This window comes from Salmonella sp. SAL00672 (assembly GCF_046552175.1).
Taxonomy (GTDB): Bacteria; Pseudomonadota; Gammaproteobacteria; order Enterobacterales; family Enterobacteriaceae; genus Salmonella; species Salmonella enterica.
This window is the reverse complement of record NZ_JBGDUQ010000005.1, coordinates 253,550-279,795: the sequence shown is the minus strand read 5'-3', so window position 1 is coordinate 279,795 and position 26,246 is coordinate 253,550. Positions and strand designations below refer to the sequence as shown.

Annotated in this window: 25 protein-coding genes; 5 read left to right on the top strand and 20 right to left on the bottom strand. The window is 53.4% G+C overall.

Annotation, left to right across the window (positions count from 1 at the left end; translation table 11 throughout):
- The first annotated feature begins 406 nt into the window (after positions 1-406).
- Both nrdD and nrdG read left to right on the top strand, forming a co-directional pair.
- The gene (gene nrdD / locus ACLJTG_RS15430; protein WP_000187818.1) at positions 407-2,545 is read left to right on the top strand and encodes an anaerobic ribonucleoside-triphosphate reductase; all 2,139 of its coding nucleotides are present in this window, start codon (positions 407-409) and stop codon (positions 2,543-2,545) included.
- Positions 2,546-2,761: 216 nt separating this feature from the next.
- The gene (gene nrdG / locus ACLJTG_RS15425; RefSeq protein ID WP_001009177.1) at positions 2,762-3,226 is read left to right on the top strand and encodes an anaerobic ribonucleoside-triphosphate reductase-activating protein; all 465 of its coding nucleotides are present in this window, start codon (positions 2,762-2,764) and stop codon (positions 3,224-3,226) included.
- Positions 3,227-3,229: 3 nt separating this feature from the next.
- Here the strand turns inward: nrdG and ACLJTG_RS15420 are convergent, their stop codons facing one another.
- The 13 genes from ACLJTG_RS15420 to pmbA form a co-directional block, all read right to left on the bottom strand.
- Positions 3,230-3,514 (bottom strand): type II toxin-antitoxin system RelE family toxin, encoded by a 285-nt coding sequence (locus tag ACLJTG_RS15420; protein WP_000220578.1) that lies wholly within the window; start codon positions 3,512-3,514, stop codon positions 3,230-3,232.
- Positions 3,504-3,746 (bottom strand): type II toxin-antitoxin system RelB/DinJ family antitoxin, encoded by a 243-nt coding sequence (locus ACLJTG_RS15415; protein ID WP_000212724.1) that lies wholly within the window; start codon positions 3,744-3,746, stop codon positions 3,504-3,506. Before ACLJTG_RS15415 ends, ACLJTG_RS15420 begins: the two co-directional genes overlap by 11 nt.
- 77 nt (positions 3,747-3,823) lie before the next feature.
- On the bottom strand, positions 3,824-5,737 hold the full coding sequence (locus ACLJTG_RS15410) for a BglG family transcription antiterminator (protein ID WP_139761600.1): 1,914 nt from the start codon (positions 5,735-5,737) through the stop codon (positions 3,824-3,826).
- Between the two features lie 16 nt (positions 5,738-5,753).
- Positions 5,754-6,494, bottom strand: a complete 741-nt coding sequence (dagF, locus tag ACLJTG_RS15405; protein ID WP_079951331.1) for a 2-dehydro-3-deoxy-phosphogluconate aldolase — start codon at positions 6,492-6,494, stop codon at positions 5,754-5,756.
- Entirely contained in the window at positions 6,491-7,609 is a 1,119-nt protein-coding gene (locus tag ACLJTG_RS15400) for a DgaE family pyridoxal phosphate-dependent ammonia lyase (RefSeq protein ID WP_023260354.1), read from the bottom strand. The genes dagF and ACLJTG_RS15400 overlap by 4 nt, the downstream gene beginning before the upstream one ends.
- Complete coding sequence (locus tag ACLJTG_RS15395) at positions 7,593-8,726, bottom strand: amidohydrolase/deacetylase family metallohydrolase (protein WP_079951332.1); 1,134 nt, start codon at positions 8,724-8,726, stop codon at positions 7,593-7,595. Before ACLJTG_RS15395 ends, ACLJTG_RS15400 begins: the two co-directional genes overlap by 17 nt.
- A 58-nt stretch (positions 8,727-8,784) precedes the next feature.
- Positions 8,785-9,429, bottom strand: coding sequence for a DUF4310 family protein (locus ACLJTG_RS15390; protein ID WP_079951333.1), 645 nt, complete (start codon positions 9,427-9,429; stop codon positions 8,785-8,787).
- Between the two features lie 11 nt (positions 9,430-9,440).
- The gene (locus tag ACLJTG_RS15385; protein ID WP_000478578.1) at positions 9,441-10,217 is read right to left on the bottom strand and encodes a DUF4311 domain-containing protein; all 777 of its coding nucleotides are present in this window, start codon (positions 10,215-10,217) and stop codon (positions 9,441-9,443) included.
- 22 nt (positions 10,218-10,239) lie between these two features.
- Positions 10,240-10,542: a DUF4312 family protein gene (locus ACLJTG_RS15380; protein ID WP_000975187.1), complete on the bottom strand. Its 303-nt coding sequence runs from the start codon at positions 10,540-10,542 to the stop codon at positions 10,240-10,242.
- A complete protein-coding gene (locus ACLJTG_RS15375; protein ID WP_000435389.1) occupies positions 10,542-10,904 on the bottom strand; it encodes an SFCGS family glycine-rich protein in 363 nt (120 codons plus the stop codon). Before ACLJTG_RS15375 ends, ACLJTG_RS15380 begins: the two co-directional genes overlap by 1 nt.
- 10 nt (positions 10,905-10,914) lie before the next feature.
- Complete coding sequence (locus tag ACLJTG_RS15370) at positions 10,915-11,253, bottom strand: glycine dehydrogenase (protein WP_001255103.1); 339 nt, start codon at positions 11,251-11,253, stop codon at positions 10,915-10,917.
- A gap of 287 nt (positions 11,254-11,540) precedes the next feature.
- On the bottom strand, positions 11,541-11,927 hold the full coding sequence (gene cybC, locus ACLJTG_RS15365) for a cytochrome b562 (protein ID WP_001232231.1): 387 nt from the start codon (positions 11,925-11,927) through the stop codon (positions 11,541-11,543).
- A gap of 98 nt (positions 11,928-12,025) precedes the next feature.
- Positions 12,026-13,378 (bottom strand): metalloprotease PmbA, encoded by a 1,353-nt coding sequence (gene pmbA / locus ACLJTG_RS15360; protein WP_079951335.1) that lies wholly within the window; start codon positions 13,376-13,378, stop codon positions 12,026-12,028.
- Positions 13,379-13,473: 95 nt separating this feature from the next.
- On the opposite strand from pmbA, the gene yjgA reads away from it, so the two are divergent.
- Positions 13,474-14,025 carry a ribosome biogenesis factor YjgA gene (gene yjgA, locus ACLJTG_RS15355; protein WP_000166287.1) on the top strand — a complete coding sequence of 184 codons (552 nt, stop codon included), beginning with the start codon at positions 13,474-13,476 and terminating at the stop codon, positions 14,023-14,025.
- Positions 14,026-14,080: 55 nt separating this feature from the next.
- On the opposite strand, the gene iolH is transcribed toward yjgA, so the two are convergent.
- The 5 genes from iolH to iolD all read right to left on the bottom strand — a co-directional run bounded on the left by iolH (position 14,081) and on the right by iolD (position 20,436).
- A complete protein-coding gene (gene iolH / locus ACLJTG_RS15350) occupies positions 14,081-14,965 on the bottom strand; it encodes a sugar phosphate isomerase/epimerase IolH (protein WP_000683955.1) in 885 nt (294 codons plus the stop codon).
- Between the two features lie 52 nt (positions 14,966-15,017).
- Positions 15,018-15,833, bottom strand: a complete 816-nt coding sequence (gene iolI2, locus ACLJTG_RS15345) for a 2-keto-myo-inositol isomerase IolI2 (RefSeq protein WP_021001081.1) — start codon at positions 15,831-15,833, stop codon at positions 15,018-15,020.
- 160 nt (positions 15,834-15,993) lie between these two features.
- Positions 15,994-17,220, bottom strand: a complete 1,227-nt coding sequence (locus ACLJTG_RS15340) for an MFS transporter (protein ID WP_021001080.1) — start codon at positions 17,218-17,220, stop codon at positions 15,994-15,996.
- A gap of 72 nt (positions 17,221-17,292) precedes the next feature.
- Entirely contained in the window at positions 17,293-18,315 is a 1,023-nt protein-coding gene (iolG2, locus tag ACLJTG_RS15335; RefSeq protein ID WP_000736098.1) for a D-chiro-inositol-2-dehydrogenase IolG2, read from the bottom strand.
- A 180-nt stretch (positions 18,316-18,495) separates the two neighbouring features.
- Positions 18,496-20,436, bottom strand: coding sequence for a 3D-(3,5/4)-trihydroxycyclohexane-1,2-dione acylhydrolase (decyclizing) (gene iolD / locus ACLJTG_RS15330; protein ID WP_000849476.1), 1,941 nt, complete (start codon positions 20,434-20,436; stop codon positions 18,496-18,498).
- A gap of 416 nt (positions 20,437-20,852) precedes the next feature.
- Here iolD and ACLJTG_RS15325 point away from each other — a divergent pair, with 416 nt between their 5' ends.
- Together ACLJTG_RS15325 and ACLJTG_RS15320 are read left to right on the top strand one after the other, a co-directional pair.
- Positions 20,853-22,790: a bifunctional 5-dehydro-2-deoxygluconokinase/5-dehydro-2-deoxyphosphogluconate aldolase gene (locus ACLJTG_RS15325; protein ID WP_014343940.1), complete on the top strand. Its 1,938-nt coding sequence runs from the start codon at positions 20,853-20,855 to the stop codon at positions 22,788-22,790.
- A 60-nt stretch (positions 22,791-22,850) separates the two neighbouring features.
- Positions 22,851-24,017, top strand: a complete 1,167-nt coding sequence (locus tag ACLJTG_RS15320; RefSeq protein ID WP_001111174.1) for an MFS transporter — start codon at positions 22,851-22,853, stop codon at positions 24,015-24,017.
- On the opposite strand, the gene iolI1 is transcribed toward ACLJTG_RS15320, so the two are convergent.
- Positions 24,014-24,847 (bottom strand): 2-keto-myo-inositol isomerase IolI1, encoded by an 834-nt coding sequence (gene iolI1, locus ACLJTG_RS15315; protein ID WP_000976927.1) that lies wholly within the window; start codon positions 24,845-24,847, stop codon positions 24,014-24,016. The genes ACLJTG_RS15320 and iolI1 overlap by 4 nt on opposite strands.
- Positions 24,848-26,191 (bottom strand): lysosomal glucosyl ceramidase-like type III secretion effector SrfJ, encoded by a 1,344-nt coding sequence (gene srfJ / locus ACLJTG_RS15310; protein WP_000678388.1) that lies wholly within the window; start codon positions 26,189-26,191, stop codon positions 24,848-24,850. It lies immediately after the preceding gene.
- Positions 26,192-26,246: the final 55 nt, after the last annotated feature.

Sequence of the window (26,246 nt, the reverse complement as noted above, 5' to 3'; positions counted from 1 at the left end):
CGACGTCCTTATACGGATAAACGCCACAAACCTATTGACACGGGCTGTGGCGTTGCTCCAGGTTACTGTCTGTTTTTGTTGAATAATTAATCAGATTTTTCTTGCTATCTTTTACAAACGCTACAGCGCCCGCCATCTGTACGCTCTGATTTTTACCTTGTTCTACATCAATAAAATTGCAAACATCCTTGATGCAAATCACTACATATAGACTTTAAAATGCACGCCGACCCAATATGTTGTATTAATTGACTACAATTGCTACAACATCCGTTCACTCGACACAAGGTGAATTGTGGATAACCTGGGTCAGGATTGCGGGAAGTCGTTGGAAAAGAGATGAATAAACCTGTTATGGCTTCCCCGGCCTCTGTGGATAACCTGTTCTTACAAATATGGAGTGATCATGACACCGCATGTGATGAAACGAGATGGCTGTAAAGTGCCATTCAAATCAGAGCGCATTAAGGAAGCCATTCTACGTGCAGCTAAAGCAGCGGGAGTCGATGACGCAGATTACTGTGCCACCGTCGCAGAAGTCGTTAGCAGCCAAATGAACGCACGCAGTCAGGTGGATATTAACGAGATCCAAACTGCGGTTGAAAACCAACTGATGTCCGGCCCGTACAAACAGCTTGCCCGCGCCTACATCGAATACCGTCACGATCGTGACATTCAGCGTGAAAAGCGTGGTCGTCTGAACCAGGAAATTCGCGGCCTGGTAGAGCAAACTAACTCCGCGTTGCTCAATGAAAACGCCAACAAAGACAGTAAAGTCATTCCCACCCAGCGCGATTTGCTGGCCGGGATTGTCGCCAAACACTATGCCCGCCAGCACCTGTTGCCGCGTGACGTAGTACAAGCGCATGAGCGCGGCGATATCCACTATCACGATCTCGACTATTCGCCGTTCTTCCCGATGTTCAACTGTATGTTGATCGACCTGAAAGGCATGTTGACCCAAGGCTTCAAGATGGGTAACGCCGAGATCGAACCGCCAAAATCTATCTCTACCGCCACTGCCGTTACCGCGCAGATTATCGCGCAGGTCGCCAGCCATATTTATGGCGGCACCACCATTAACCGTATCGACGAAGTGCTGGCGCCGTTTGTCACCGAAAGCTATAACAAGCACCGCAAAACCGCCGATGAGTGGCAGATCCCGGATGCCGAAGGGTATGCGCGTTCTCGCACCGAAAAAGAGTGCTACGACGCCTTCCAGTCGCTGGAATACGAAGTTAACACGCTGCACACCGCTAACGGCCAGACGCCTTTCGTGACCTTTGGTTTTGGCCTCGGCACCAGTTGGGAGTCGCGTCTGATCCAGGCGTCTATTTTGCGTAACCGTATCGCCGGTCTGGGTAAAAATCGCAAAACCGCCGTGTTCCCGAAACTGGTCTTCGCTATCCGCGATGGTTTGAACCACAAGTTTGGCGATCCGAACTACGACATTAAACAACTGGCGCTGGAGTGCGCGAGCAAGCGCATGTATCCGGACATCCTCAACTACGATCAGGTGGTCAAAGTCACCGGTTCGTTCAAAACGCCAATGGGCTGCCGCAGCTTCCTCGGCGTGTGGGAGAACGAAAACGGCGAGCAGATCCACGACGGGCGTAACAACCTGGGCGTGATTAGCCTTAACCTGCCGCGCATCGCGCTGGAAGCAAAAGGCGACGAAACCGCATTCTGGAAACTGCTGGATGAACGTCTGGCGCTGGCGCGGAAGGCGCTGATGACCCGTATCGCCCGCCTTGAAGGCGTGAAAGCCCGTGTCGCGCCTATCCTGTATATGGAAGGCGCCTGCGGCGTGCGGCTGAAAGCGGATGACGACGTGTCTGAAATCTTTAAAAATGGTCGTGCGTCCATCTCTCTGGGCTACATTGGTATCCATGAAACCATTAACGCGCTGTTCGGCGGCGAACACCTGTACGACAGCGAGCAGCTTCGCGCTAAAGGCATCGCGATTGTGGAGCGTCTGCGCCAGGCCGTGGATCAGTGGAAAGACGAGACCGGCTACGGCTTTAGTCTGTACAGCACGCCAAGTGAAAACCTCTGTGACCGCTTCTGCCGTCTGGATACCGCCGAGTTCGGCGTGGTGCCGGGCGTAACCGATAAAGGTTACTACACCAACAGCTTCCACCTCGACGTGGAGAAGAAGGTCAACCCGTACGACAAAATCGATTTCGAAGCGCCGTATCCGCCGCTGGCGAACGGGGGTTTCATTTGCTACGGCGAATACCCGAACATTCAGCACAACCTGAAAGCGCTGGAAGATGTCTGGGATTACAGCTATCAGCATGTACCGTATTACGGCACCAACACGCCGATCGATGAATGCTACGAGTGCGGCTTTACCGGCGAGTTCGAATGTACCAGTAAAGGTTTCACCTGCCCGAAATGCGGCAACCACGACGCCGCGCGCGTCTCGGTTACCCGTCGCGTGTGCGGTTATTTAGGCAGCCCGGACGCGCGCCCGTTTAACGCCGGTAAGCAGGAAGAAGTGAAGCGCCGCGTGAAGCATTTAGGCAATGGGCAGATCGGTTAATCCTCCGTTTGCAATGTGTAAATGCCGGATGGCGGTGTAAACACCTTATCCGGCCTACAACCGCTGGCTATAGTTCCAATTTCATGAGTTTCCTCTAAGCAGTTGGTGTTGTAGCAAGGCGGCAAACGAACGAATCCCAGGGAGCTTACATAAGTAAGTGACCTGGGTAAGTGAGAGCGGCCAACGCCGCTACAGCGCCAAATGCAACGAGGAAACATGAACTTTCACCAATACTACCCCGTAGACATCGTTAACGGCCCCGGCACCCGCTGCACCCTGTTTGTGTCAGGGTGCGTGCATGAATGCCCTGGCTGCTACAACAAAAGCACCTGGCGGCTCAATTCCGGCCAGCCGTTTACCAAAGAGATGGAAGATAAGATCATTGCCGATCTGAACGACACGCGCATTCACCGTCAGGGGATCTCGCTGTCGGGCGGCGATCCGCTGCATCCGCAAAACGTACCGGATATCCTGGCACTGGTACAACGCATCCGCGCAGAGTGCCCGGGGAAAGATATCTGGGTGTGGACCGGCTACAAGCTCGATGAACTCAACGCCGCGCAAATGCAGGTAGTCGATCTCATTAACGTGCTGGTCGATGGCAAATTTGTGCAGGATCTGAAAGACCCGGCGCTTATCTGGCGCGGTAGCAGCAACCAGGTAGTGCATCATTTGCGTTGATCGCTAAAGCCGTTTGTTTGCATCGTGATAGACGGCTGAATGTTCTCGCTTGCCGACCGCGACAACAAACACAATCACAACGTCATCCCGAACCTGGTACACCAGACGATAACCGGACGATTTAAGCTTAATTTTATAGCAGTCAGGAAGACCGTTTAAACGGGCAGAGTCGATTCTGGGGTTCAATAGCACATCAGCCAACTTTTTCTTAAGCTGAGCCTTCACCGTATCGCCCAGCTTATGCCACTCTTTTAAGGCCCTCGGGTCGAATTCCAGTTCATAAGTCATCCAGACTAACCTTGATTCCCTTTTGCGGACTAGACAGCCTCTCCCGAACTGTCTGAATCAATGCATCTTCACTGTCGCTAAGAGTGACGGTTTTCACTGGCATGCGCCCCGTTTCCGCGACGTACTGGAACAGTAATCGCACGGCTTCCGTTGGAGTAATGTTCAGTTTTTCCAGCACGGCATAAGCCTCATTTTTGAGTTTGTCATCCAGACGGACGTTCAGCGTGGCCATTATGCCTCCAGTAGAATCGAATGTGTAATGCAGTTTAGCATTACATTCGCATTACATCGAATTCTGGATAACGCCTCTCAAAAACGACTCACGCACTCCATCGCGACCGTTTTAAATTGCGTAAAATTCTGACATGCGCAGAGGCGCGTCATGGCGCGTTCGCGCAGGAAAGTGACGAAAATATCGTAGATGGCCATCGCCTCTTCATATTCACTTTTGCTGATGGCGAGTAAAAAAATAACGTGCGCCGTTTCATCACCCCAGGCAATCCCCTGTGGCGCGAGCACCGTATAAACCACCGTTTTCTTCGCCAGCAGCCCCAGCGCGTGCGGCAAGGCAATCCCGTCGCCTAATAACGTACTGACGATAGCTTCACGTTCAATAACCGAATCGAGAAACGCCGCATCAACAAAGCCTTCCTCATGCAACTGATCGCACAGCGTTTTAAACAGCGTCTGTTGATCTATTTCCCCCTCCACGATGCGAAAATGCGAGGCATCGAAATATTTATCCAGCATCCACGGACGGGTTCTGTCCACCAGCACCAGCTTACCGATCTGCTCCAATTGATAGTCGGTAGGAAAGGGCGCGATCATGATGACCGGTTTATCTTTTTCGCCGATCCGCGCCGTGGAAATCACAAAATCCTCCACAATACTGTCCCGCGCCTCATAGTCGCGTAGCGTCAGAGTGCGGGCAATCTCAATCTGCGGGTATTTCCGCGCCAGTACCGCTTCAATCATCCGCACCATCGCATTACCAGCATCGCACACTAACAGTACTTGCGGCTGCCGCTGGTAGCCAATGTTGTAACTACGTTCCAGCCCAACGCCAATATGCAGCACCAGAAAACCGATTTCGTTTTCGCTAATGGTATACGGCGTGTATTTTCCCCAACTCGATATCGCCGCCAACGTCATATCCCACGCCATCGGATAGTGCTGCTTAATATTTTCCAGTAGTGGGTTGGGGATCATGATCTGGTAGCGCACGCGGGTGATCATCGTTTTGATGTGGGTCAGCAAGTCCGCGTGAAGCTGTTTATCATTCAACAGGTTATAGTTGTACTGGGTATTAATAAAATTGAGGATATAGCGCACCAGCGCCTCTTCATCATCGGCATTAATGGCGCTGGGGGCAATCTCCTGTACCTGGCGGGCGGCAATATGCACCTTCAGCCAGCTTACTTCCGGCTCCGACAGCGGCTTGTCAGCCAGCTGTTGTAGTAGCTCCGCAATCTCATGCGCCGCATGGCGCACCTTTTCATCGACCTCCTCTGCCACGCATTCCGATAACGGATACCCCTCGCGAATACGCCGTACCGCCACCGCGCAGTATAAACACAGAAACAGCTCGCCCTCATCGGTCAGGCGGATTTGACAATGAGAGAAAATATCCGGCAAAAGAGACCGCAGCCGTTGAGACACCTCGGTGTTCAGCGTGGTACTAACAATTAACGGATGAGAGGGCTCCTGCTGCGCCAGCGTCCATAAAAGGTCGGTCAGACAGGCGCGAATCGCCATCTCTCCGCCAAACAATTTCATGCCATGACGCGGACGCGTTTCCAGCGTCAGATGATAACGCAGCAAATGCTCGCGCACGTCCGCCATGTCGTTCTGCAACGTCGCACGGCTGACAAACCATTCATCTGCCAAATCCTCCAGCTTCAGAGAGAAGGCGGAGGTTAAAAAACGCGCCAGCAAATAGTGTATCCGCTCCTGGCTGGTGCGCGGACCGCGCGCCAGGGCGGGAGATTGCTGCGTTTGCAGGGATTGATAACGTGCCGGATCATCAATTTTGAGCTGATACCCGTTGCCGCGGCTGAGAGTAAATTGCGCTCCATGCGGCGTCAGCAACATGTTCAACGCGGCGATATCCGCCCGAACGGTACGCGTGGAGACCGACAACCGCTGCGCCAGCTCATCCTGCGGCAGCGTCTCGTTTTGCAGCATCGCAAATAGCTGCGCTAAACGTTGGTTGGGGAATCGCACGTCTCTCTCCTCATGATTAGCCGACACGCGACCGGACGATAGCGAGTAACTGACGCACATCGTCCGCACGGGTGTTGCCGCTCACCTTATCAATAATCGAACTATAAATGTGAGGAATGATTTTGCTTACACCTGCATCAAGGGCGATGTGCAGAATCTCGGCGAAGTTTTCCAGATCGATACCGCCCGTCGGTTCCAGCCAGAAATCATGGCGGGCGCAGGCGTCAGCTACCGCTTTATACTCGTCGCGACAGGTGAGCCCTCCCATCGGAAAGTATTTAATGGAGCTGCCGCCCATATCTTTGAGTAGCGCAATCGCCGTTTCTATGGGTACGATGCCGTCCGGCGCGCGGCTGCTTAGCGGGCCGGTGGAAATTTTCACCAGCCCCGGCGTGCCGGTCGGCGAGACAAGACCGTTCACCACCGTCTCGTTTTGCCCCAGCAGCGCCCGGCTGGCCCCTACGCCGGTAAACACCTGGTTGACATGCTGCGGCTGTACCTGACGCGAGATTTCGCTCACCATCGCCGACTGGTTAGGATCGCCTGCCCCCAGTCCGACGGAGAGCGCATTGTCGATAAGCGCCGCATATTCACGCATATCCGCGACTGCGCTTGCCACATCCGGATAGTTTTTGGAGAGCACGCCAACCAGCACATGACCTTCCGCCGCCGCGTAGATTTCCCGGGCGTTATCTTTCGAACCGGCCAGTACGTTCAGGCAAACGCGATCGCGGTAAAAGTTAGGGGTCAGTTTCATGCTTTTTTCTCCTGATTAATCACTTCGCCAATACGACGCGCCACAATCGCTAACTGCGCGCGATCGACGCTGCGGACATCCGCTTCAATAATCCCTTCGTTGGCTTTGTATCCGCGAAAGTAAATCGCGTATTCCCCTTGCTTCAGCGCGTCGACCAGGTCGCCAGTGGCGATGCCGGTAACGGCTTCATCAAACTTAATTTCCGTGCGCGCGATGTCGCGTCCGGCGCTGTCCCACACCACGCGGGCGCTGACGCCGTTAAACGTGTTCAACGTGTCGATAAAGGGCGCCATTTTTTCTACCATCTCCGCGCCGCTCTCTTTTTGCGCCCGCAGGTACAATTCAATGGCACAGGTCAGGCCAACAATTCCCTCTTTGCCGACCTTCATCGCCCGGCCTATGCCCGCTGACTGACGTTTTACCCACTCAACATACTGCGTTTTGCCAATCACCAGCCCGCTGGTCGGCCCTTCAATCGCTTTCGCGCCGCTATAGATAACGAGATCTGCGCCCATACGGTAGTAGCACTGCAAATCTTCTTCCGCCGCCGCGTCCACAATCAGCGGGAGATTATGCGTGCGCGCCACCACCGCAGCCTGCTCCACGCTGAGCATACTTTTCTGTACACAGTGGTGAGATTTGATATAGAGAATAGCCGCCGTGCGCGGCGTAATGGCCGCCGCCAACTGCGCGGCGGAACATTCGTTGGCGTAACCGGCTTCCACCAGTTTGCCGCCGCCCAGCGCCACCATCGTTCCCACCGGCGCGCCAAAGTTGACGTTGTGGCCCTTTGGCAGGACGATTTCGTTATTTTCAATCGGTGTAACGTGCAGGTTTTCCAGCAGCCAGTCGCTGTCCTGAACCAGTACCGCGGCAACCGACTGGGCAAGACCCGCACTGGCGCAGGAGACTACCGTCGCCCCTTCCACCTCCAGCAATTTCGCAATGTACTCGCCGGTTTTATTCACCAGATCTTTCATCTCGAAATACTGATTCATTCCGGCCATCGCCGCGTCTATCACTTCCGGGCGCGGCGTAGAGACGCCGAGCGCCGTCATACGTCCGGAGGCGTTAATCACCTGTTTTAATTGATACTTCTCAAAAATCGAAGGCATGTTCCGCGCTCCCTTGTTCGGTCATATAGCCCTTGCCTGCGCGTATCGCGGCAAGCGGCGTCAGCAATTCTTCAGCCTGTAAGCTGTCGTTTTCCGCGTCTACCAACACGGTGGGCTGGCGTTTAAGCATAAAGAGGGTCAGGTCGGCATCCAGACCAGGCTGAAGACGCCCTTTGGTTTTCAGATTCAGGCTATCGGCGGCATTGGCCGTCACGCACGCAATGACCTGCGGCAGCGACATGCCGATGGCGAGGAATTTCGACATCACATTAGCCAGCGAATGCACCGGGCCATTGATGCGGTTACGGCAGTAGATATCGGAACTGATGGTATGCGGTAAAATCCCCAGGCTAATGGCGCGTTTCGCCACCGCAAAGCTCAGGCTGGCGGTACCATGCCCAACGTCCAGACGCGCGCCGCGCGCCAGCGCTCGTGTCACCGAGGCGCGCAGCTCGCCGTCAGGCCGAAGAATACGGTTCGGCTTACCGTTGTAACAGTGGGTAATGATATCGCCCGCCGTCAGACGCTCCGCGATTTCGTCCAGATCCGGCGGGTTATTGCCAATATGTACCATCAGCGGCAGGTTGCCGTTTTCTTGCTGCATGGCTTTAGCGCGTTCCAGCGGCGTGATGCCGTTAACGCCTACCACGCTGCTGCTCATCCGCGCCTTGAGGCCGACGATAAAATCCGGATGGCGTTTTACCGCCTGCCGAACCGCATCAGCGTCAATATTGGCCATGTTAGCCAGCTCGTTTTGGGCAATAAGCCCGACGCGTGAAACATTCAGCAGCGCATAAACGTCGGTGGTCGCGTCACGGGTCAGGGTGTAAAAATCGTCAATATCATCTGCGCCAGTGCTGCCTGCATCCACCACTGTGGTAACGCCAGTGGCAATACCCACGCTGTCCGGTTCGTCGTGGTAAATCGGCGATGTCGGGTAGCAGTGAACGTGAGAATCAATCCAACCCGCGCTGACAAAACACTCACCGCGCAGGTCAATGGTTTTCAACGCCGGACCATCAACGTCACCCAACGCCGCGATTTTGCCATCTTGCAGGGCAATATTAGTCAACGTGTCATCGACCAGACGCGCATGGCGCAGGAGTAAATCAAACATCGTTCTCTCCTTTGCCGGATGGCGGCGCAACCGCCTTATCCGGCCTACAAATCAACAGTTAGCTAATCGCAACCGGGAAGATGGAACCGAGGATCATCGCGCCTAAAATCGCGCCGCCAGTAATCGGCTTCTGCCAGATATAAAACAGCAGCGCGCCCACCAAAGAGCCCAGACCAATAGGAATCGATGCCGTCATGGCGCTGAGGATAATCAACGGCCCCAGAAAACGGCCTGAAGTGTTACCGGCCCCCATCATGACGTCCGCCCCGTACGTGGAGTCGCCCTGATTAATGGTGAACTTACGCGCCAGAATAATGATGTAGCCAATCGCCAGACCAATCACCAGACCGGTTATCAGCGAAGCGATAAAGTTCGCCACCGGGAAGACAAAGCCAGCCCCCAGCAGTAACGCCGGAACCCCTAAGCCCACGCCGGTCTGAATTGCCCCGCCGATATCCAGAATTCCGACCAGCGAACCTTCGATAATGCGGGCAAATAAAAAGCTGGCGCCGAAAGCGGCGACCGCGCCGTAGACGCCGGTATCCATCCCCGCTTTCAACATCGCCACAAAAGCGACTTCGTTAAATGCGCCGATGCCGTACAGATAGTACATATGCGTCCCGGCGAAAACGCCGGAGGAGAGCAGGCCAACAAAGATCGGGAACGACCAGTCGGCATACCAAAAACCTTTATTCTCTTCCATTGTGGCCTCCGTTATTTGCCGCTGAGCGAGTTGTGGATCAGTTCAAGCCAGTTCGGTACCGTCATGTTGAAAGACTCGATCATTTTCATGTCGAAGCCGCGGAAGAAGCCGCTCAACACAAACAGCAAAACGATGGCGACCATCATCACTTTGGTGACATGGTTCCAGCCGCTCTCTTCTACGCCTTTACCGATCAAAATACCCAGTACCAGCCCCGGTACGGCGTTCCCCATGATGAGCTGCGCCGCGCCGCCGAAAACGGTGGCCCAGAAGCCCGATTTTTTACCAGCGTCGATCGCCGCTAACCAGAAGATCACAGGCATGACGATGTTGACCAGCAGGTTTGCCGCCGGTACCAGCACCTTAACCGCCGTCACCTGTAGCGCTTCTGGCACGGATGAGGCGGTCAGGTTAAGGAACGTCACGACGATCATGCCGATGACGGCGCAGGCGATCGCCATTTTTTTCGGGTCGTGCAGCGTCTCGCCGACGTTACGGTTTTTGATCATTAGCGCCGCCGCGCCCCAGTTAGGGATGATGCGGTGATCGACATCCTGGGTGAACGATCCGGCCGCCACAGACGACGCCCAGGCGTTAAAGAAGAAACCCAGCCCAAAGGAGAAGTGAGATGCCGGGTCGCCTTCACAAGAGTTGAGTTCGCCCAACGTACGGAACGCGCCCATCCCCTGCGTGGTTGGCGCGTGAAACATGCGTGCAGCCCCAGCGCCCACCCCTACGCCGACCAGCGCGCCGATAATGAGCGATTTAATTAGTATTATCAGGAACATAACTATGCCTTTTTAATAAAAATCAGCGTTTCGCGACGAAATCCACCCTGTCGAGATTGATGGCGGTCACGTTGACGGTCACATCCAGCTCCACGCTGTAAGTGCGTCGTTCCCGGCGCAAAAAGAAAAACAGAAAGGCCTCTTTACGCACCGACTCATGCGCCTGAACAATCCGCACATCCTGTGGCTCAATACGCAGTAAGATATACGGCGACTCTCTCATCACCGCCGACTGAACATGGTTCAGCGCATCGGCAAAGGCGCGTGCTTTGGCGTCGCCCTTGCCTTTTACTCTCACCGTGGTGGTGAATTGCTCTTTCATCATCAGGCGCCGTATTTCTTTTGCCACGCCTGCACCAGGCGCTCGCCGAGCTCTTCTTTATCCATAAAGCCGAAACCCAACACGTTGCAGCCTTCATTGATAGCGGTGACGCCTTCATCCACTGACCGCATTCCATATTTGGCTTTGTAGCCATGCTTGTTTTGCGCGGTGATAGCGCCCGCGCCGCCGCTGCCGCAAAATGAAATGCCGAAGGTGGCGTTTTCCGCTTTCATCACATCGCCCAGCTTCATGTCTGCCGCGACGCCCGGTACGACGACCGCGCGACCGCCCGCTTTTTCCACGCCTGCCGCCACTTTCTGGCCTTTACCCAAGCGATCGCCAATCACGACGGTAATCTGTTCCATTTTTTGCTCCTTAGAGGTTGTCTTTCGCGACTTCAAAATGTACCGATAATAGCCAGGCTTCTTCGTCAGGAAGGTTGCCAAACGCCGCCACGATTTCGCGGGCGAGCGCCATTGATTCGGCTGAGATTTCATCAAACAAGCTGGCATCGACTTCCGGTAAAGGCTCGCCGGTAATTGACCGGTGCGCCATCGCGCGAACGTGCGAGGTCAGCATTTGCGTCTGTACCGCATTGGGGACAATGTGATGCCGCCCCAGCAGGCCATCCACCTGCGTTAACACCTGTTCAGCCAGTTCGTTAATTCGCTCACCGGCATCGTGTTTTACTGCTCCGTTATCCACGCGTCTCACCCCGTTAATGGCAATGAGATAAAACTAGCGGTAAGGGTTAAAAGTTTGTAGCGAGTTATTTTCCACCTCGAAGTGGAAACGCGAGTGGGATAGGTGATCTGCGCCACAGAAAAGGCGGCATTAATGAATTATCGCCGGGAAAGTGTGAGATCTATCGCGGCATAAAGAGGAAATAGCGTGGCAGAAACAAACAATGACGTTGTCGTATAAAGTGAGAAAGTGTGATGGGTATTACATTTTGCCGGATGGCGACCTGCGGATAAAGCGAAGCCGCCATCCCACAAAAATTAACGATACTTCTTATGATACGTATTGCGGGTGGTTTTTAGCGCTTCCGCCGCCGCTTTCGCTTCTTTAACGTTACCTTCGTTCGCCAGCTTCAGCGCGCCATCAATTTGGCCGACCAGAATGTCAAAACCGTGACGAAAATCCTTCATTTCCGGGCTATCCGGCGCTTTATCTTCCAGCTTTGGCGGCGTAGCTTTTTGAGCATCCAGCGCGGCCGCGCGCATTTTGGTTAATGCCGCTTTCAGTTCAGGGGCACTATCCGTTTTCTCAACAACTTTCAGGTTATCATTGAGAATATCCATATTATCTTCAAGATCGGCAGCAAAAACAGCCGAACCGAATACCAGCGATGACACAGCAAGAATAGCTAACAGGCTTTTACGCATTGCTCACTTCCTTTTTTATTATTAACGATAAGTGTAATACCCTGAATAATTCGGGTTGCAGGCAGCCAACGCGCCTGCAGCCTGAAGTATGACGGGTATTATTGTCCGGCGATTTTCATCTCCGGTAACAATACCGAACCACACTGTATATTACTACGCGTTTCAATATCATCACCTACGGTGACAATATTACGCCACATCTCTTTTAAATTACCGGCAATGGTAATTTCACTTACCGGGTACTGGATTTCACCATTTTCAACCCAGAATCCCGCAGCGCCGCGGGAGTAGTCGCCGGTAATACCGCTGACGCCCTGGCCCATCAGTTCCGTCACCACCAGGCCGGTGCCCATCTCTTTTAGCAACTGCTCAAAGTTCAGCCCCTGCCCGGCGATACGCCAGTTATGAATGCCGCCGGCATGACCGGTACTTTTCAGCCCCAGTTTGCGGGCGGAATAGTTGGTCAGCAACCATTGCGTCAGTACGCCATCCTTCACAATGTCCCGGCGTTCCGTACGCACGCCTTCGCTGTCGAACGGTGAAGACGCCAGCCCTTTTAGCAGATGCGGGTGTTCTTCGATGGTTAACCATTCCGGCAGAATTTGTTTGCCCAGCGAGTCGAGCAGAAAAGTGGATTTACGGTATACCGCGCCGCCGGCAATCGCCCCGACCAGATGACCAAATAGCCCTGTCGCCACTTCATTGGCGAAAATGACCGGCGCTTTCATAGTGGAGAGCTTGCGCGGCGACAGGCGGGATAAGGTGCGGCGCGCGCACTCGGCCCCGACCCATTCCGGCGCTTGCAGATCCGCCATTGCCCGGCCGATGGTGTAAGCGTAATCACGCTCCATATCGCCGTTCTCTTCGGCGATGACGCAGCTTGAGAGCGAATGGCGCGTGGAGCAATATCCCTGCAACATGCCGTGGCTGTTGCCGAACACTTTAGTGCCGTAATGGCTGTTAAAGCTACCGCCTTCGGTATTGGTGATGCGTTTATCCGCCTTTAGAGAAGCCTGCTCCGCACGCGCGGCCAGTTCAATGGCTTCGTCTGGCGTAACCTCTGCCGGGTGGAACAAGTCCAGATCCGGCGCGTCAAACGCCAGCAGTTCTTTGTCCGCCACGCCTGCGCACGGGTCCGGCGACGTGTAACGCGCGATATCCAGCGCGGCCTGCACGGTACGGGCAATCGCCTGCGGACTTAAATCCGTCGAAGAGGCGCTGCCTTTGCGGTTCTGGTGATACACCGTAATGCCCAGCGCGCCGTCGCTATTAAATTCGACATTCTCTACTTCACCATAACGGGTGCTGACGCTAATGCCGGTGGTCTTGCTGACGGCGACTTCCGCCCCATCCGATTTGCCTGAGGCTAACTCCAGCGCTGTCGAAACTGCTTCTTCCAGAATCTTACGCTGCGCTTCAACTTGTGAGATTACTTTCATTGCAAATGCCATAATGTAGAGAGAGTTTCTCTGAAGTCTAACAGAGAACCGTTTTTCAGTGCGCATCTTAACTGGTAACATTAGCCTCTTTTTTTAAGGAGCCTGACATGACAAAGCAGCCCGAAGACTGGCTCGACGACGTTCCCGGTGATGACATCGAAGACGAAGACGATGAAATTATCTGGGTCAGTAAAAGTGAAATTAAACGCGATGCCGAGGAATTAAAACGCCTGGGCGCGGAACTGGTGGATCTGGGGAAAAACGCGCTGGATAAGATCCCGCTGGACGCCGATCTGCGCGACGCCATTGAACTGGCCCAGCGTATCAAAATGGAAGGACGCCGCCGCCAGTTGCAGCTTATCGGAAAAATGCTGCGCCAACGCGACGTTGAACCTATTCGCCAGGCGCTGGACAAGCTGAAAAACCGCCATAATCAGCAGGTGGTGCTGTTTCACAAGCTTGAGCATCTGCGCGATCGTCTGATCGTCGAAGGCGATGACGCGGTAGCCGAAGTACTGACCCTGTGGCCGCACGCCGATCGTCAACAGCTTCGTTCATTGATCCGCAATGCGAAGAAAGAGAAAGAAGGCAACAAACCGCCGAAATCAGCGCGTCAGATTTTCCAGTATCTGCGCGAGCTGGCGGAAAACGAAGGGTAATTGCCGCAAATGACCGCGCCAGCCTGTGGCGCGGTACAGGCAAATCCACCCGTTTTTAACGTCCGAGTAGCTCCCGCTCGATCCGCTCGCGCGTTTCCACCGCCTGAACACTCATTTTCTCAGGATAACCAAACAGCGACGTGGTGATAATTGCCTCACCGCCCACCTTAAACGTGCGGTTTGCAAAATCCATTTCACGCAGTGCCTGGAATAGCGCGTCAAAATCGACCTCACCTTCTCCCAGCCCGATGTGCTGATGAATCGTCGCATTCACGCCAGGCGGGTTCATGATATAGCGGCAGGGAAGCGTGTGGTTGTGCGTATCGGCCAGCAGAACATGCGAAAGATCGGCCCCGGCATAGTTCAGCATCCTTGCGACGTCGCCCTGCCCTTTATCGTAAAAGAAGCCATGCGGTGCGCTGTACAGATAGGTCACGTTATCACTACGCAAAGACTGCACCATGTCGACCGTCTCATCGTTCAGTTCGCAGAAATCCCAGGGGTGAGACTGAATTTCGATTCGAATTCCCTCTCGTTCCACGATCGGCAGCAATTCCTCCATGGAGCGATACCACATCTCTTCACAAATCTCCGGCTCATCCGGCGTCCCGGAAAGCTCGGTATTAATCACCTGTACGCCCATATCAACGGCAATCTCAATCATCCGCTTCCAGTTGGTTACCGCGGCGCGCCGACGCTCTTCATCGGGGCCGGACCAACGATAAACCACAATAAATGACGAGATTTCCACACCGTAGTTCTGCAAGGCGCGTTTATATTCCTGCATGGTATCGCGACCAGCTTTAGGGTGTTTATAAAACGGATTAATACGCGGGTGCGGCGACTGCTCAATATATTTATACCCCCACTCGGAAACCTGCCGTACCATTTGGGTAATGGGTAAATGTTTAATAACATCGACATCAAAAGCAATTTTCATTGTAAATACCACGCTGCGGAAACTGAAAACGGTCACCTGGAAATTAGCTGTATCATTGCAGCAGCAATGACACGCTGCGATTAATTTGTTCCTCTATTTCCGCCTCACTCCAGGAAGCCAACTGGGAAGAAAAAGGTTCAAAAGCGTAAATACCGCGATATCCCATATTTTCCAGACGCTGCACCTGCTGGTAATTCTGCATTACATCCTTTTCACTCAGCATAATACGCTGCTCATCAGCCAATGCTTCCGTTGGTCGGGTGTCTTCCACACCGGACAAATGCACCAGCCCGATAGCAGAAATATCAATGCGCGACGCAAACTCCTTTTCGGCCTCTTCGTACAGATGATGATGGAAGGTATCCAGCAAAACCTTAAAGGGGGAACCTGCTTCCCGGATCAGTTGCTGAGCCCAGACGGCAGAACGCAGCGAACTTACGCGGAATCCTAAAGGTTCAACCAGCCCCTGAATATCATACCGGGCAAAGAGATCGCTCAGTCGTTTTATTGCCTCAACCGTAACCTCCGGCGGCACAATCGTTCCATCATTCAGCGGACAAAGAACTAATGCCCGCGCGCCGACTCCCTGCGCGTCTCGTAATAATCCTTCCGTTTTTTTTACTACCTCCTCGGTCAGTTGGTTGAAGGGATAGACCGCATTAATTGTGACAATTTCAAGTCCATACTTTTCTGCCAGGTTACGCACCTGATTATAATTCAAGTCATCAGTAACTCTGCCGCTTGGCATATCATTACGCAATTCCACTTTATTAAACTCAAGACGTTTAACCAGTCGAAAGAATGCTTCTATACTTAGACCCGGTGCAATTTTCCGGTTAATACAAAACCGTGTTTTTTCGATATTCATTATTTTCTCCCTGAACGTATATGAGTGGGTAAATAACCGTAATCCGTTAGTACAATTTAACGTAGGGTGAAAAAACCGGCTTTATCAATCTTGATAAAAACCGGTTTAATTTAGTGATGAACATCACAGGCTATAAGGGATTTTTGAAGAATATTTGAAGCTATTTCTCGCCAGGCACTTTAAGAAACTGCACCAGGATGCCGCTGAATAAATAGAGCCCCGCCATAGTATACATCACCACGCCGGTGCCGAACCCTGCCAGAACGGAGACCAGCGCTGGCCCAACGAAATTCCCCAGGCCGGAGCCAAAGTTCACGGCCGAGTTCGCCGCCCCCTTCTTATCCGGCGCCATCATCGGCACCAGCGGCGTCATTGGCACAAAGCCAGCCAGCCCGGCTCCCCACAAACACATCGCCAGCATAAAGGCGACATAGTTATGCCCCCATATCATCGGCACCCAGTAAACAATCAGCGTAGCGACACCGGTCAGGATGCTGCCAAAAATCTGGATGGTTCGGCGAAAACCAATTTTATCGCCCATCCAGCCAAAGATAATGTTGAAGACCTGGTTAGAGATAAAGGTAATCCCCCAAATACTCGCCCATTCCTCAAGCGTAAAGTGCTTATCCAGCAGAAACAGAGGTAATACGACAACAAAACCATAGGTGCCAAGACCGTTAATAGTTTTGACAATCACCGCCAGACCGATCCGTGGCCGTTCATACATAATGGAGATACCCGCAGATAACTCGTTGAAGACCGGCGTCGTTCGCGGTTTCAGAATGAATTCATTGCGTTCCAGCACCAGCATGAAGAGAACCCCCAGCAGCGCAACGCCCATCCCGGCCCACATCACGTTGATATGCCCCAACTCAGGAATTAACGACGCCGCCACCACCGGCCCAATGATGGTAAAACCAAGGTTATAGACCACCCAAAATAGCGAGGTGCCGATCCCTTGCTGGTGATTATCCAACTGGATGGTCAGGCGTACCAGGAAGGAGTAACAGACCAGCGGATACCCCACGCCACGCAGCATATAGGTAACAAGAATTGCGCCAAAATCATGGCTGGGTAGCGCAAAGTTCAGAAACGCGACGGAAGCCAGAAGATAGACGATAAAACCGGTAACCATCACCTTTTTAGGACCAAAAACGTCCACACAGACGCCGGATAGCCAGGAGGTAATCGCGACCACAATCCCATACCCGGCAAAAATCTGCCCGATATGCGCCTGATCAACCCCCTGCGTATTTAACCAGGCAGATAACCAGCTGTTCTCAATACAGCCGCCTAACATAAATAAAAATGTTCCCAGGTAGCTCCAGATAAACTTACCTGGTTTTATATAAAATGTCTGGGGCAGCGTTGCCTGCATTTCTTTCATTTTATTACCCTCGGTATAGAAAAGCTCTCACACTTTTCAGTGCGAGAGTTTCTTCATTATTAATAGATGCAGTTAAAGATAAATATCGCTTGTTATTTTCACCGGCAGCCCGCTTTTTAATGATTGCTGCGCGGCAATAGCGATACGCTGGGCCAATAATGCGTCTTCGCCGGTACAGACAACCGGCGTATGATGCAGGACTGAATCAATAAAGTGTAATATTTCCGTTCGGTAAGCTTCGCGATAACGGACCGTGAAATCAGGAAGGGGATTTTTCATTATGCAGTGCTGGCTGTTGAAAACTTTCACCGTCGACTCACTAACGTTATCCGCATACGCCATCCCTTCTGAGCCAAAAACCTCCACCCGTTGGTCATAGCCATATACCGCCCGACGGCTGTTATCAATGAGCGCGTAGCCGCCGTTTCTGAAAGTCAGCATCACCGCAAGCGTATCAACATCATCAATATTTTTCAGGCTGGGATCAATCAGCGTATTGCCCTTAACATAGACTTCGCTGACTTCATCCTGCATCATAAAACGAGCCATATCAAAGTCATGCATGGTGAAGTCAAAAATCAGACCGCCAATACGTTTGATCAGATCATGGGGTAGCAGGTCCGGATCGCGGGAGGTGATTTTTATCATCTGGGGCCGACCAATCTTGCCGCTGCGCACCAGCTCAAAGACCTCGTGAAACTGAGGATCAAAACGGCGATTAAAGGCAACCTGCAGCGTCACCCCCTTCTCTTTCACTTTTCTCAGCACCGCCATTGAGGCCTGCTCATCCTCATTCATGCTGAGCGGTTTTTCACAAAAAATGTGCTTCCCCGCCTGCGCTGCCGCCGTGACGATCTCTTCGTGCATATCCGTTGAGGTGAAAATAAAAACTGCCTCTATATCATCACGCTGTAAAAGTTCCTGATAATTTTTATACCCTGAAGTTATATTTACCGAATAAAGCCAATCGCTCATCTCCTCAATAAAATAATCGGCGGCGCAGATAATATCTAATTGAGGCAGTAAATACATATTCTCAACATGCATTTTACCTACCCGACCGAGGCCAATAACACCACATCGAAGCTTTTTCATTCGTACCTCTTAATCTCATGAATAGTAAATTTAAAACCGCAAAAGAAAAGCATCCGTAATTCTGCGAAAAACGGATCGTTTTATTTTGCCGTTCTGAAAAGCAAACAATGCGTTGACGCTGTATCGTTCAGGTTGCAGAACAATAACCACACTTCTGCAACCTGAACGACGGCAAATTAATCAGTACTGCCGGGCGTGTCCGATATGTTCTTCAAGCATACGCGCTACCGCCTGGATACGTTCGCTACGGGATACCTGCGCCCCACCAACGCGCCACCAGCTCAGGTACTTATGCACCATCGTTTTGGGAAGCACTTTTATGTCTATCAGCGTGCTCACGGTCTGTTTACGAGCATCTTCCAACGCTTCATGCAGTTGTTCAATGGTGGTGACGCGATAGCTTTTACAACCATATCCTTCAGCGATGCGAGCGAAATCGACCGGGATAAACCCGCCTTCCTGACGACCGCTCTCCTGCTGATGGAAACGAAACTCGGTGAAGTAACTGTCCATACCGTGTTCCATTTGCAGATTATTGATACAGCCGTTGGTCATGTTATCGAGCAAAATGACGGTAATCTTTTTCCCCATCTGGACGGAAGTGACCAACTCAGAGTGCAGCATCATGAACGAACCGTCGCCCACGAAGCTGTACACCTCGCGCTCCGGCTGCGCCAGCTTGGCCCCCAATGCGGCATTGACTTCGTAGCCCATACAGGAGTAGCCGTACTCGACGTGGTAATCATTCTCGCCGCGGCTTTGCCAGACACGCTGGAGGTCGCCCGGCAGGCTGCCCGCCGCCGCCACCACCAGCGCGTTTTCCGGCAACATCCGGTTAAGCACGCCCAACACGCGCGTCTGGGTCAGCCACGACCGCGTAATCTCATTAAACTCTTCAAACACCTTTTGAGTATCCATATGATCCTCAATTTCAGGTTTGAAGCCCTCTCCGCTATATTCCACAGCATAGACGCGCTCAACTTCCGCCATATATTGCGAGCGGACGCGGTGAATAGTCTCACCCCATTGCGAAGCATAATGCTCCTGGGCCAGCCGTTCGCTAAGCTGCGTCAGGGCGACGCGAGCGTCACCCTGCATCTGTACGCCATCCAGCTTGAAGACATCAAAGCGGCTAACGTTGATATTTAAGTAGCGCACGTCGGGATTCTGGAAGATCCACTTTGAGGAGGTGGTGAAATCGGTATAGCGCGTCCCTACACCGATAATCAGATCGGCCTCCTGCGCCAGCAGATTCGCCGCCAGTGAACCGGTTTCGCCAATCCCGCCGACGTTCAGCGGGTGTGCAGAACTGAGCGCTCCCTTGCCAGCCTGGGTTTCAGCAATCGGCAGATGACAGCGTTCGGCAAATCTCAGCAGCGCCTCTTCAGCCTGCGAGTACTTCACGCCCCCGCCGCAAACGATCAGCGGCCGCTGGTGGCGGCGAATCAGCGCAACCGCCTCGTTCAGCATCGGCTCCGTCGGCGCGTGACGCTCAAGACGATAGACCCGGCGAGCGAAAAAATAATCCGGATAATCCCAGGCTTCACCCTGCACATCCTGTGGCAGGCAAAGCGTCACGGCCCCCGTATCCGCCGGATCGGTTAACACCCGCATCGCGCTGATACAGGCGCTCATTAGCTGTTCCGGACGCGTAATGCGATCCCAGTAGCGGCTAACTGCACGGAAAGCGTCATTGGTGCTCAGCGTCAGATCGTGTTCTTGTTCAACCTGTTGCAAAACCGGGTCGGGTTGACGCGATGCGTACACATCGCCCGGCAGCAAAAGCAGTGGAATACGGTTAGCCGTCGCGGTCGCCGCTGCGGTGATCATATTGGCGGCCCCTGGCCCCACTGAGGAGGTGCAGGCATAAATCTGATGGCGACGCATCTGGCGGGCAAACCCCGTCGCGATATGCGCCATTCCCTGTTCGTTACGCCCTTGATGAACGCTAAGTTGGCCACAGTCCTCTTCCAGCGCTTGCCCCAATCCGACGACGTTCCCGTGGCCAAAAATGGCGAAAATCCCTTTTACAAATTTGATTTCGCTGCCGTCTACGTCGATGTACTGATTATCAAGAAAGCGCACCAAAGCCTGCGCCATGGTCAACCTGATTGTTTTCATGTACCCCACCTGCTTTTATCAACCGTTCGGCTGTCGTTGCCTGCTTATGCATCGCTTCAGCCCCAAAAACACAGAGACTTATCATAGGATCAAAATTTCCGTTCTCACAATTATATGGAATTTATATTTCATTTATGGGAAGGAGATCAAAAAACGGTTAAAAAATTTCGACATTCAGGCGTGTTTTTCATGAAAATGAAATTTATCTTCCATGCGATTTTAAAATAAACAACACATTTATAATCAATCAATTAAAACAAAAAACACAACAAAAAACGATCATGCCCGTTGCCCGGAAATGCCATTTCTGTGATCTTGTTCAAACAATAAATGAAAACATTATTTCCATTTTTATTGAAAATGAAATCACCAAACCTTAGTATGAGCAAAAATAACACCGTCTTCTGTTAGGGGATATGTCAATGAATAAAGCAGTCAGTAGTGAGCAAAAGCCGCTGGACGTTATCTGTCTGGGACGAGTCGCCGTTGATTTGTATGGTCAACAAATCGGGTCACGGCTGGAGGATATGACGACTTTCGCTAAATATTTAGGGGGATCGTCAGGCAATGTTGCCTACGGCACGGCCATTCAGGGATTACGTTCCGCTATGCTGGCCCGCGTCGGCGATGAGCATATGGGACGTTTCGTTCGTGAAGAATTAAACCGCGTTGGTGTGGATACGCAGTGCCTGCTGTCGGATCGCGATCGTCTGACCGCGCTGGTGATCCTCGGCATTAAAGATCAGGACACCTTTCCTCTGATCTTCTACCGCGATAACTGCGCGGACATGGCGCTAACACCTGAGGATATCCGCGAAGATTACATCGCTTCTTCACGCGCATTAGCCGTCACCGGCACTCATCTTTCTCACCCCAATACGCGCGCCGCCGTTCTTAAAGCGCTGGAGTATGCGCAAAAACACGGGCTGCGGCGGGCGCTGGATATCGACTACCGCCCCGTACTGTGGGGTCTGACGTCGCTAGGAGACGGTGAAACACGTTTCATCGCCTCATCACAGGTTACCGAACAGCTCCAGCAGGTATTGCGCCATTTCGATCTGATCGTTGGGACCGAAGAAGAATTCCATATCGCCGGCGGCAGTACCGACACGCTGACCGCCCTGCGGCGCGTCCGTCAGTTGACCCAGGCCGTACTGGTGTGCAAACGCGGCGCGCTGGGCTGCTCAGTCTTTGAAGGCAACATCGCCGATGACTGGTCGCAGGTGAAGATACATAGCGGCGTTCGCGTAGACGTTCTGAACGTTCTGGGCGCGGGCGATGCCTTTATGTCAGGACTGCTGCGGGGATACCTGAACGATGAAAGCTGGGAGCAAGCCTGCCGTTATGCAAACGCCTGCGGCGCGTTAGTGGTATCGCGCCACGGTTGTGCCCCCGCCATGCCAACCAAAAAAGAGCTGGACGACTACCTCGCGCGTGAACAATCCATCACCCGGCCAGACAAAGACCCGCGGCTGAATCACCTTCATCGGGTCACAACCCGTAAACAGCACTGGCCGGAGCTGTGCGTATTCGCCTTTGACCATCGCAAGCAACTGGTGGATATCGCAAATGAAGTCGGCGCCAGTGAATCCGCGATCCCTCCCCTGAAGATGCTACTGCTGGAAGGGGCGCGTCAGGCGGCGCTTGAGGCCGGTTTACAGAATAATAGCGGCATCCTTGCCGATACCACCTTTGGTCAGCAGGCGCTTAACGACGTGACCGGCCAGGGATGGTGGATTGGCCGACCGGTTGAGATGCCCGGTTCGTATCCGCTGAAGCTGGAACATGGCGATATTGGCTCTCAGCTTGTCAGCTGGCCGCAAGAGCACGTCGTGAAATGTCTGGTCTTCTATCATCCACTCGATGCAGAGTCGGTACGTCTTGAACAAGAGGCGCTCATTGACGAAGTTTACCGCGCCTGCTGCCAGTCTGGTCACGATCTGCTGCTGGAAGTCATCTTGCCGCGCGATGCGGCAGACCAAAATGAGCAATACTATCCTCAGATTGTGGAACGTTTTTATCAACTGGGGATCCTGCCGGACTGGTGGAAACTGCCGCCGTTAAGCCCAGATCGTTGGCGAGAAATCAGCCAGCATATTGAGCATTATGACCCTGAATGTCGCGGTATATTGATACTTGGCCTGGACGCACCGGAAAGCGAGTTGAAGTCAGGATTCGCCGCAGCAGCGGATATGCCCTGGGTGAAAGGTTTCGCCGTCGGCCGGACCATCTTTGGCGAACCGTCACGCCAGTGGTTAGGCGGCCAGCTTAACGATGAACAGCTCATCGCAACGGTGAAACAAAAATACCGCATGCTTATCGACTACTGGCGCGAATACCGCCCGGCACGTTAATGCCTGCCTCATCACGCCCCGTGTCTGCATCGGACAAGGGGCGTGTTCAAGGACGATTCCATGCCAGCTCTCACACAACATTCCACATCGATCACGCTGTTTCGCATCAGCGCCGCGATGTTTCTCAACTATCTGACTATTGGCATCCCGTTAGTCATGCTGCCGCTGTACGTTCAGCAGCAGTTGCATCTGAGCGATCTGTTGATCGGTATCGCGGTAGGCAGCCAGTTTATCGCCACCTTGCTTACCCGGGGCGCCGCGGGTCGAAAAGCCGACACGTCAGGCGGACGTCGGACGGTTATCACCGGTCAGTTCTACTGCGCCGCATCAGGTCTGCTGATGCTGGTCAGTCTAATCGCTCACCCGGTTCCGCTGCTCGCATGGGCCATACTGATTGTTGGTCGTGTGCTGCTGGGCATCGGTGAAAGTTTCATTTTGACCGGTAATTTAACCTGGGGGATGTGGCTGGCGGGCTCGACCCACGCGGGTCAGGTTATTTCCTGGAACGGCATGGCGACCTACGGTGCGCTGGCTATCGGCGCGCCGCTGGGGCTGTCGCTTTACGCCAGGGCCGGCCTGGCGCTTCCGGCGCTCCTCGTCGTGCTGTTGCCGATCATCGCCAGCGGAGTCATCTATGGCATTCCGGGGAATATCCCAACAGCCCGTCCCCGCGTGCCAGTGCTACGGGTAGTCGGCCTGGTGTGGCGGCCCGGAACAGGGCTTGTGCTCCAGGGCATTGGTTTTGCCACCCTAAGCGCGTTTACCGCCCTCTGGTTCAACGAGCGTCACTGGGATAACACCGGTTTTGCGATGACGCTGTTTGGCATTGCGTTTATCGCTGTCCGCTTTTTCTGCGCCAAATTTCCCGACCGTTACGGCGGCGCCACGGTCGCAACCTTTTCACTACTGGTAGAGGGGACCGGACTGGCGGTAATGTGGGCCGCTCCGTCAGCAGGCGCTGCGCTGATTGGCGCGGCGATTACCGGCTGCGGCTGTTCGCTGATGTTCCCATCGCTGGGCGTAGAGGTTGTGCGCAGAGTGCCACCGGAGATTCGTGGTACGGCCCTCGGCGTCTGGTCAGCGTTTCAGGATCTGGCCTACGGATTTACCGGACCAATAGCGGGCCTGCTGACGCCGTTTATCGGCTATCAGCAGGTCTTTCTTCTGGCCGCGGCCTGCGCGCTGCTGGGCGCGGCGGTTGTCCATCTCTTGCTGCGGCAACATTAAGCTGTTAAGAAGGGGCGAGTCTTTTCCGCCCCTATCGCAAAGACTTCGCTGGCCGCCATCTGCCAGTAGCCAGGGTTAAACAGTTCCAGCGAACAGATCCCCTCATAGCCCTTCTGCACTAGCTCATGCGTGATCTCATGCAGTGGGATCACGCCGTTGCCAGGAAACAGACGATGGCAATGCTCCAGCGTTGCCAGCGGCAAATTATCGGCGTCATCAATATGGTAAACGAAGATCTTTTCCACAGGGATCTGGCGAAGCGTGGTCAGATCCCGCCATTGATCGTGCAGGTAAAGATTAAAGGCATCGACGACCAGCCCGACGTTACTGCGATCGACCGCATCTACGATCTCCATCGCCATGGCAAGACTGCGCACACAGCATCCTGCGGAACCGATCGGCTCAAAGGCCAGCCGCATCTGGCTTTCTTCCGCCACTGCCGCCATCTCGCGCAGACGCTTCACTGAATCTTTCACCGTTTCCCCTGGCGGAAAATTTCCCCCCTGACGAATGGTGGGCACCACGACCAGACAATCACCCCCCACCACTGAGCCAGCATGGCAGGCGAAAGCCAACTGCCGCCGTTTCTCCGCCCAGCTTTCGCTATCACAAAACGTAATGTCTTCCAGCGAATTGTAGCCCCAGGGCTTAAGGTGGCCGACGGCGAAAATGTCTGCCAGCTCGCTTAACGTATGTTTCTGTAACCACTCCTGCAACATATCCAGACGGATTTCGATGTAGTCATAGCCAAAACGTTCCGCCAACACAACATCCTGTGCCAGCGTGGAGTTTCGCATACAGGTCGCTTCATTAAATCCCAACTTCATCATTCAGATCGACTCCTGCCGCCATAGCAACGTACTGGCGCCTGACGGCGGCAGCGTTAACGCGATCTCTTTATCGCCATCCAGCACCCGGCAACGCCTTTCCTGGACATCGCGGTTATACACCACCAGCACACGCTCGCCGTCAGGATTCACAAATCCCACCTCTTCCAGAAGATTATCGTAACTTGAAGAAAGCATGACCCTCGCCCCCGGACGCACATAGCGGCAGAAGTGGCCAATACCATACCAGGAGTGGTTACGCCGCAGCACGTCGTTTTGCGCATCGTATTGAATGGGCGCTTCACACAGATTACCCTGATGATTCGGCCCACCCTCACTGTTCAACAGCAGATTCCAGTCGATAAACCCGCTACAACCCGATTTGAAATTACCAATCATGTCATGGAGATAGGTATGCCAGTGGCGAATCTGGCTACCGGCATCGCTCTCCATTGGCACACAGCCTTCGGAAAACAGGAGTTTTTTATCCGGCAGGCACTGGGCCAGATACTGTATTTGCGAAAAATGATCGCCGGTATACCAGTGGAATGCCAGCCCGTTAATTCCCTTATAATTAGCTTCGTCAGCAAAGGCGAGTTCAGCCCAGTCTACCAGGCCATCTTTATCGTGATCCCAGATATAGATCTCCATCTCATCCATACCCTGCCGGGCGAGGCGCGGACGCAGATACTGCACGGCAAAGGCTGTCTCCTCTTCCACACTATACAGACAGGAGTCCCAGGTTTTTACCGCCACCGGCTCATTCTGCACGGAGAGCGCCTGCACATTAATGCCGTGGCGGCGGTATTCCAGCAGGTAGTTGATAATGATATCGGCCCAGTCGGCGTAGCATTCGCGCCGCAGCTTGCCGCCACCGTTCATATCGTTATTAGTTTTCATAAACGCCGGCGGACTCCACGGCGAAGCCATCAGCTTCATGTGTGGATTTAACCGCAACGCCCCGGAAATCAGCGGTATTAAATGCGCTTCATCGCGGGAAAAGGAGAGCCGTCCCTGCTGCAGGTCAGCGCTGGAATCGACATACGCGTAATTGCCCAGGGAAAAATCACAGCTCTGAATTGGCATCCGCGCCAGAGTGTAATTATGTTCCTGAGCAGAAAAATAAAGGGAAAGAAATTGCGCCTTCGTCTTTTCGCTCATGCTGTTGAATACCACGCCCGCACCTTCGGTAAAGCTGCCGCCGAATCCGTCAATCTGCTGTAACGTGTGGCGCGGTAAGACGCTGATTAATTCACTGCAATCACGCTGACGATGCGAAAAAGAGACCGCACGCTCAACAAGGAATTGCTGACGATACGGATCGGAAGAGATGAGTCTGCCTTTCATAGGGAAGTTCCGGATAAAAGAAGATAATAAATTGTGATATGCCGGATAGGACGCT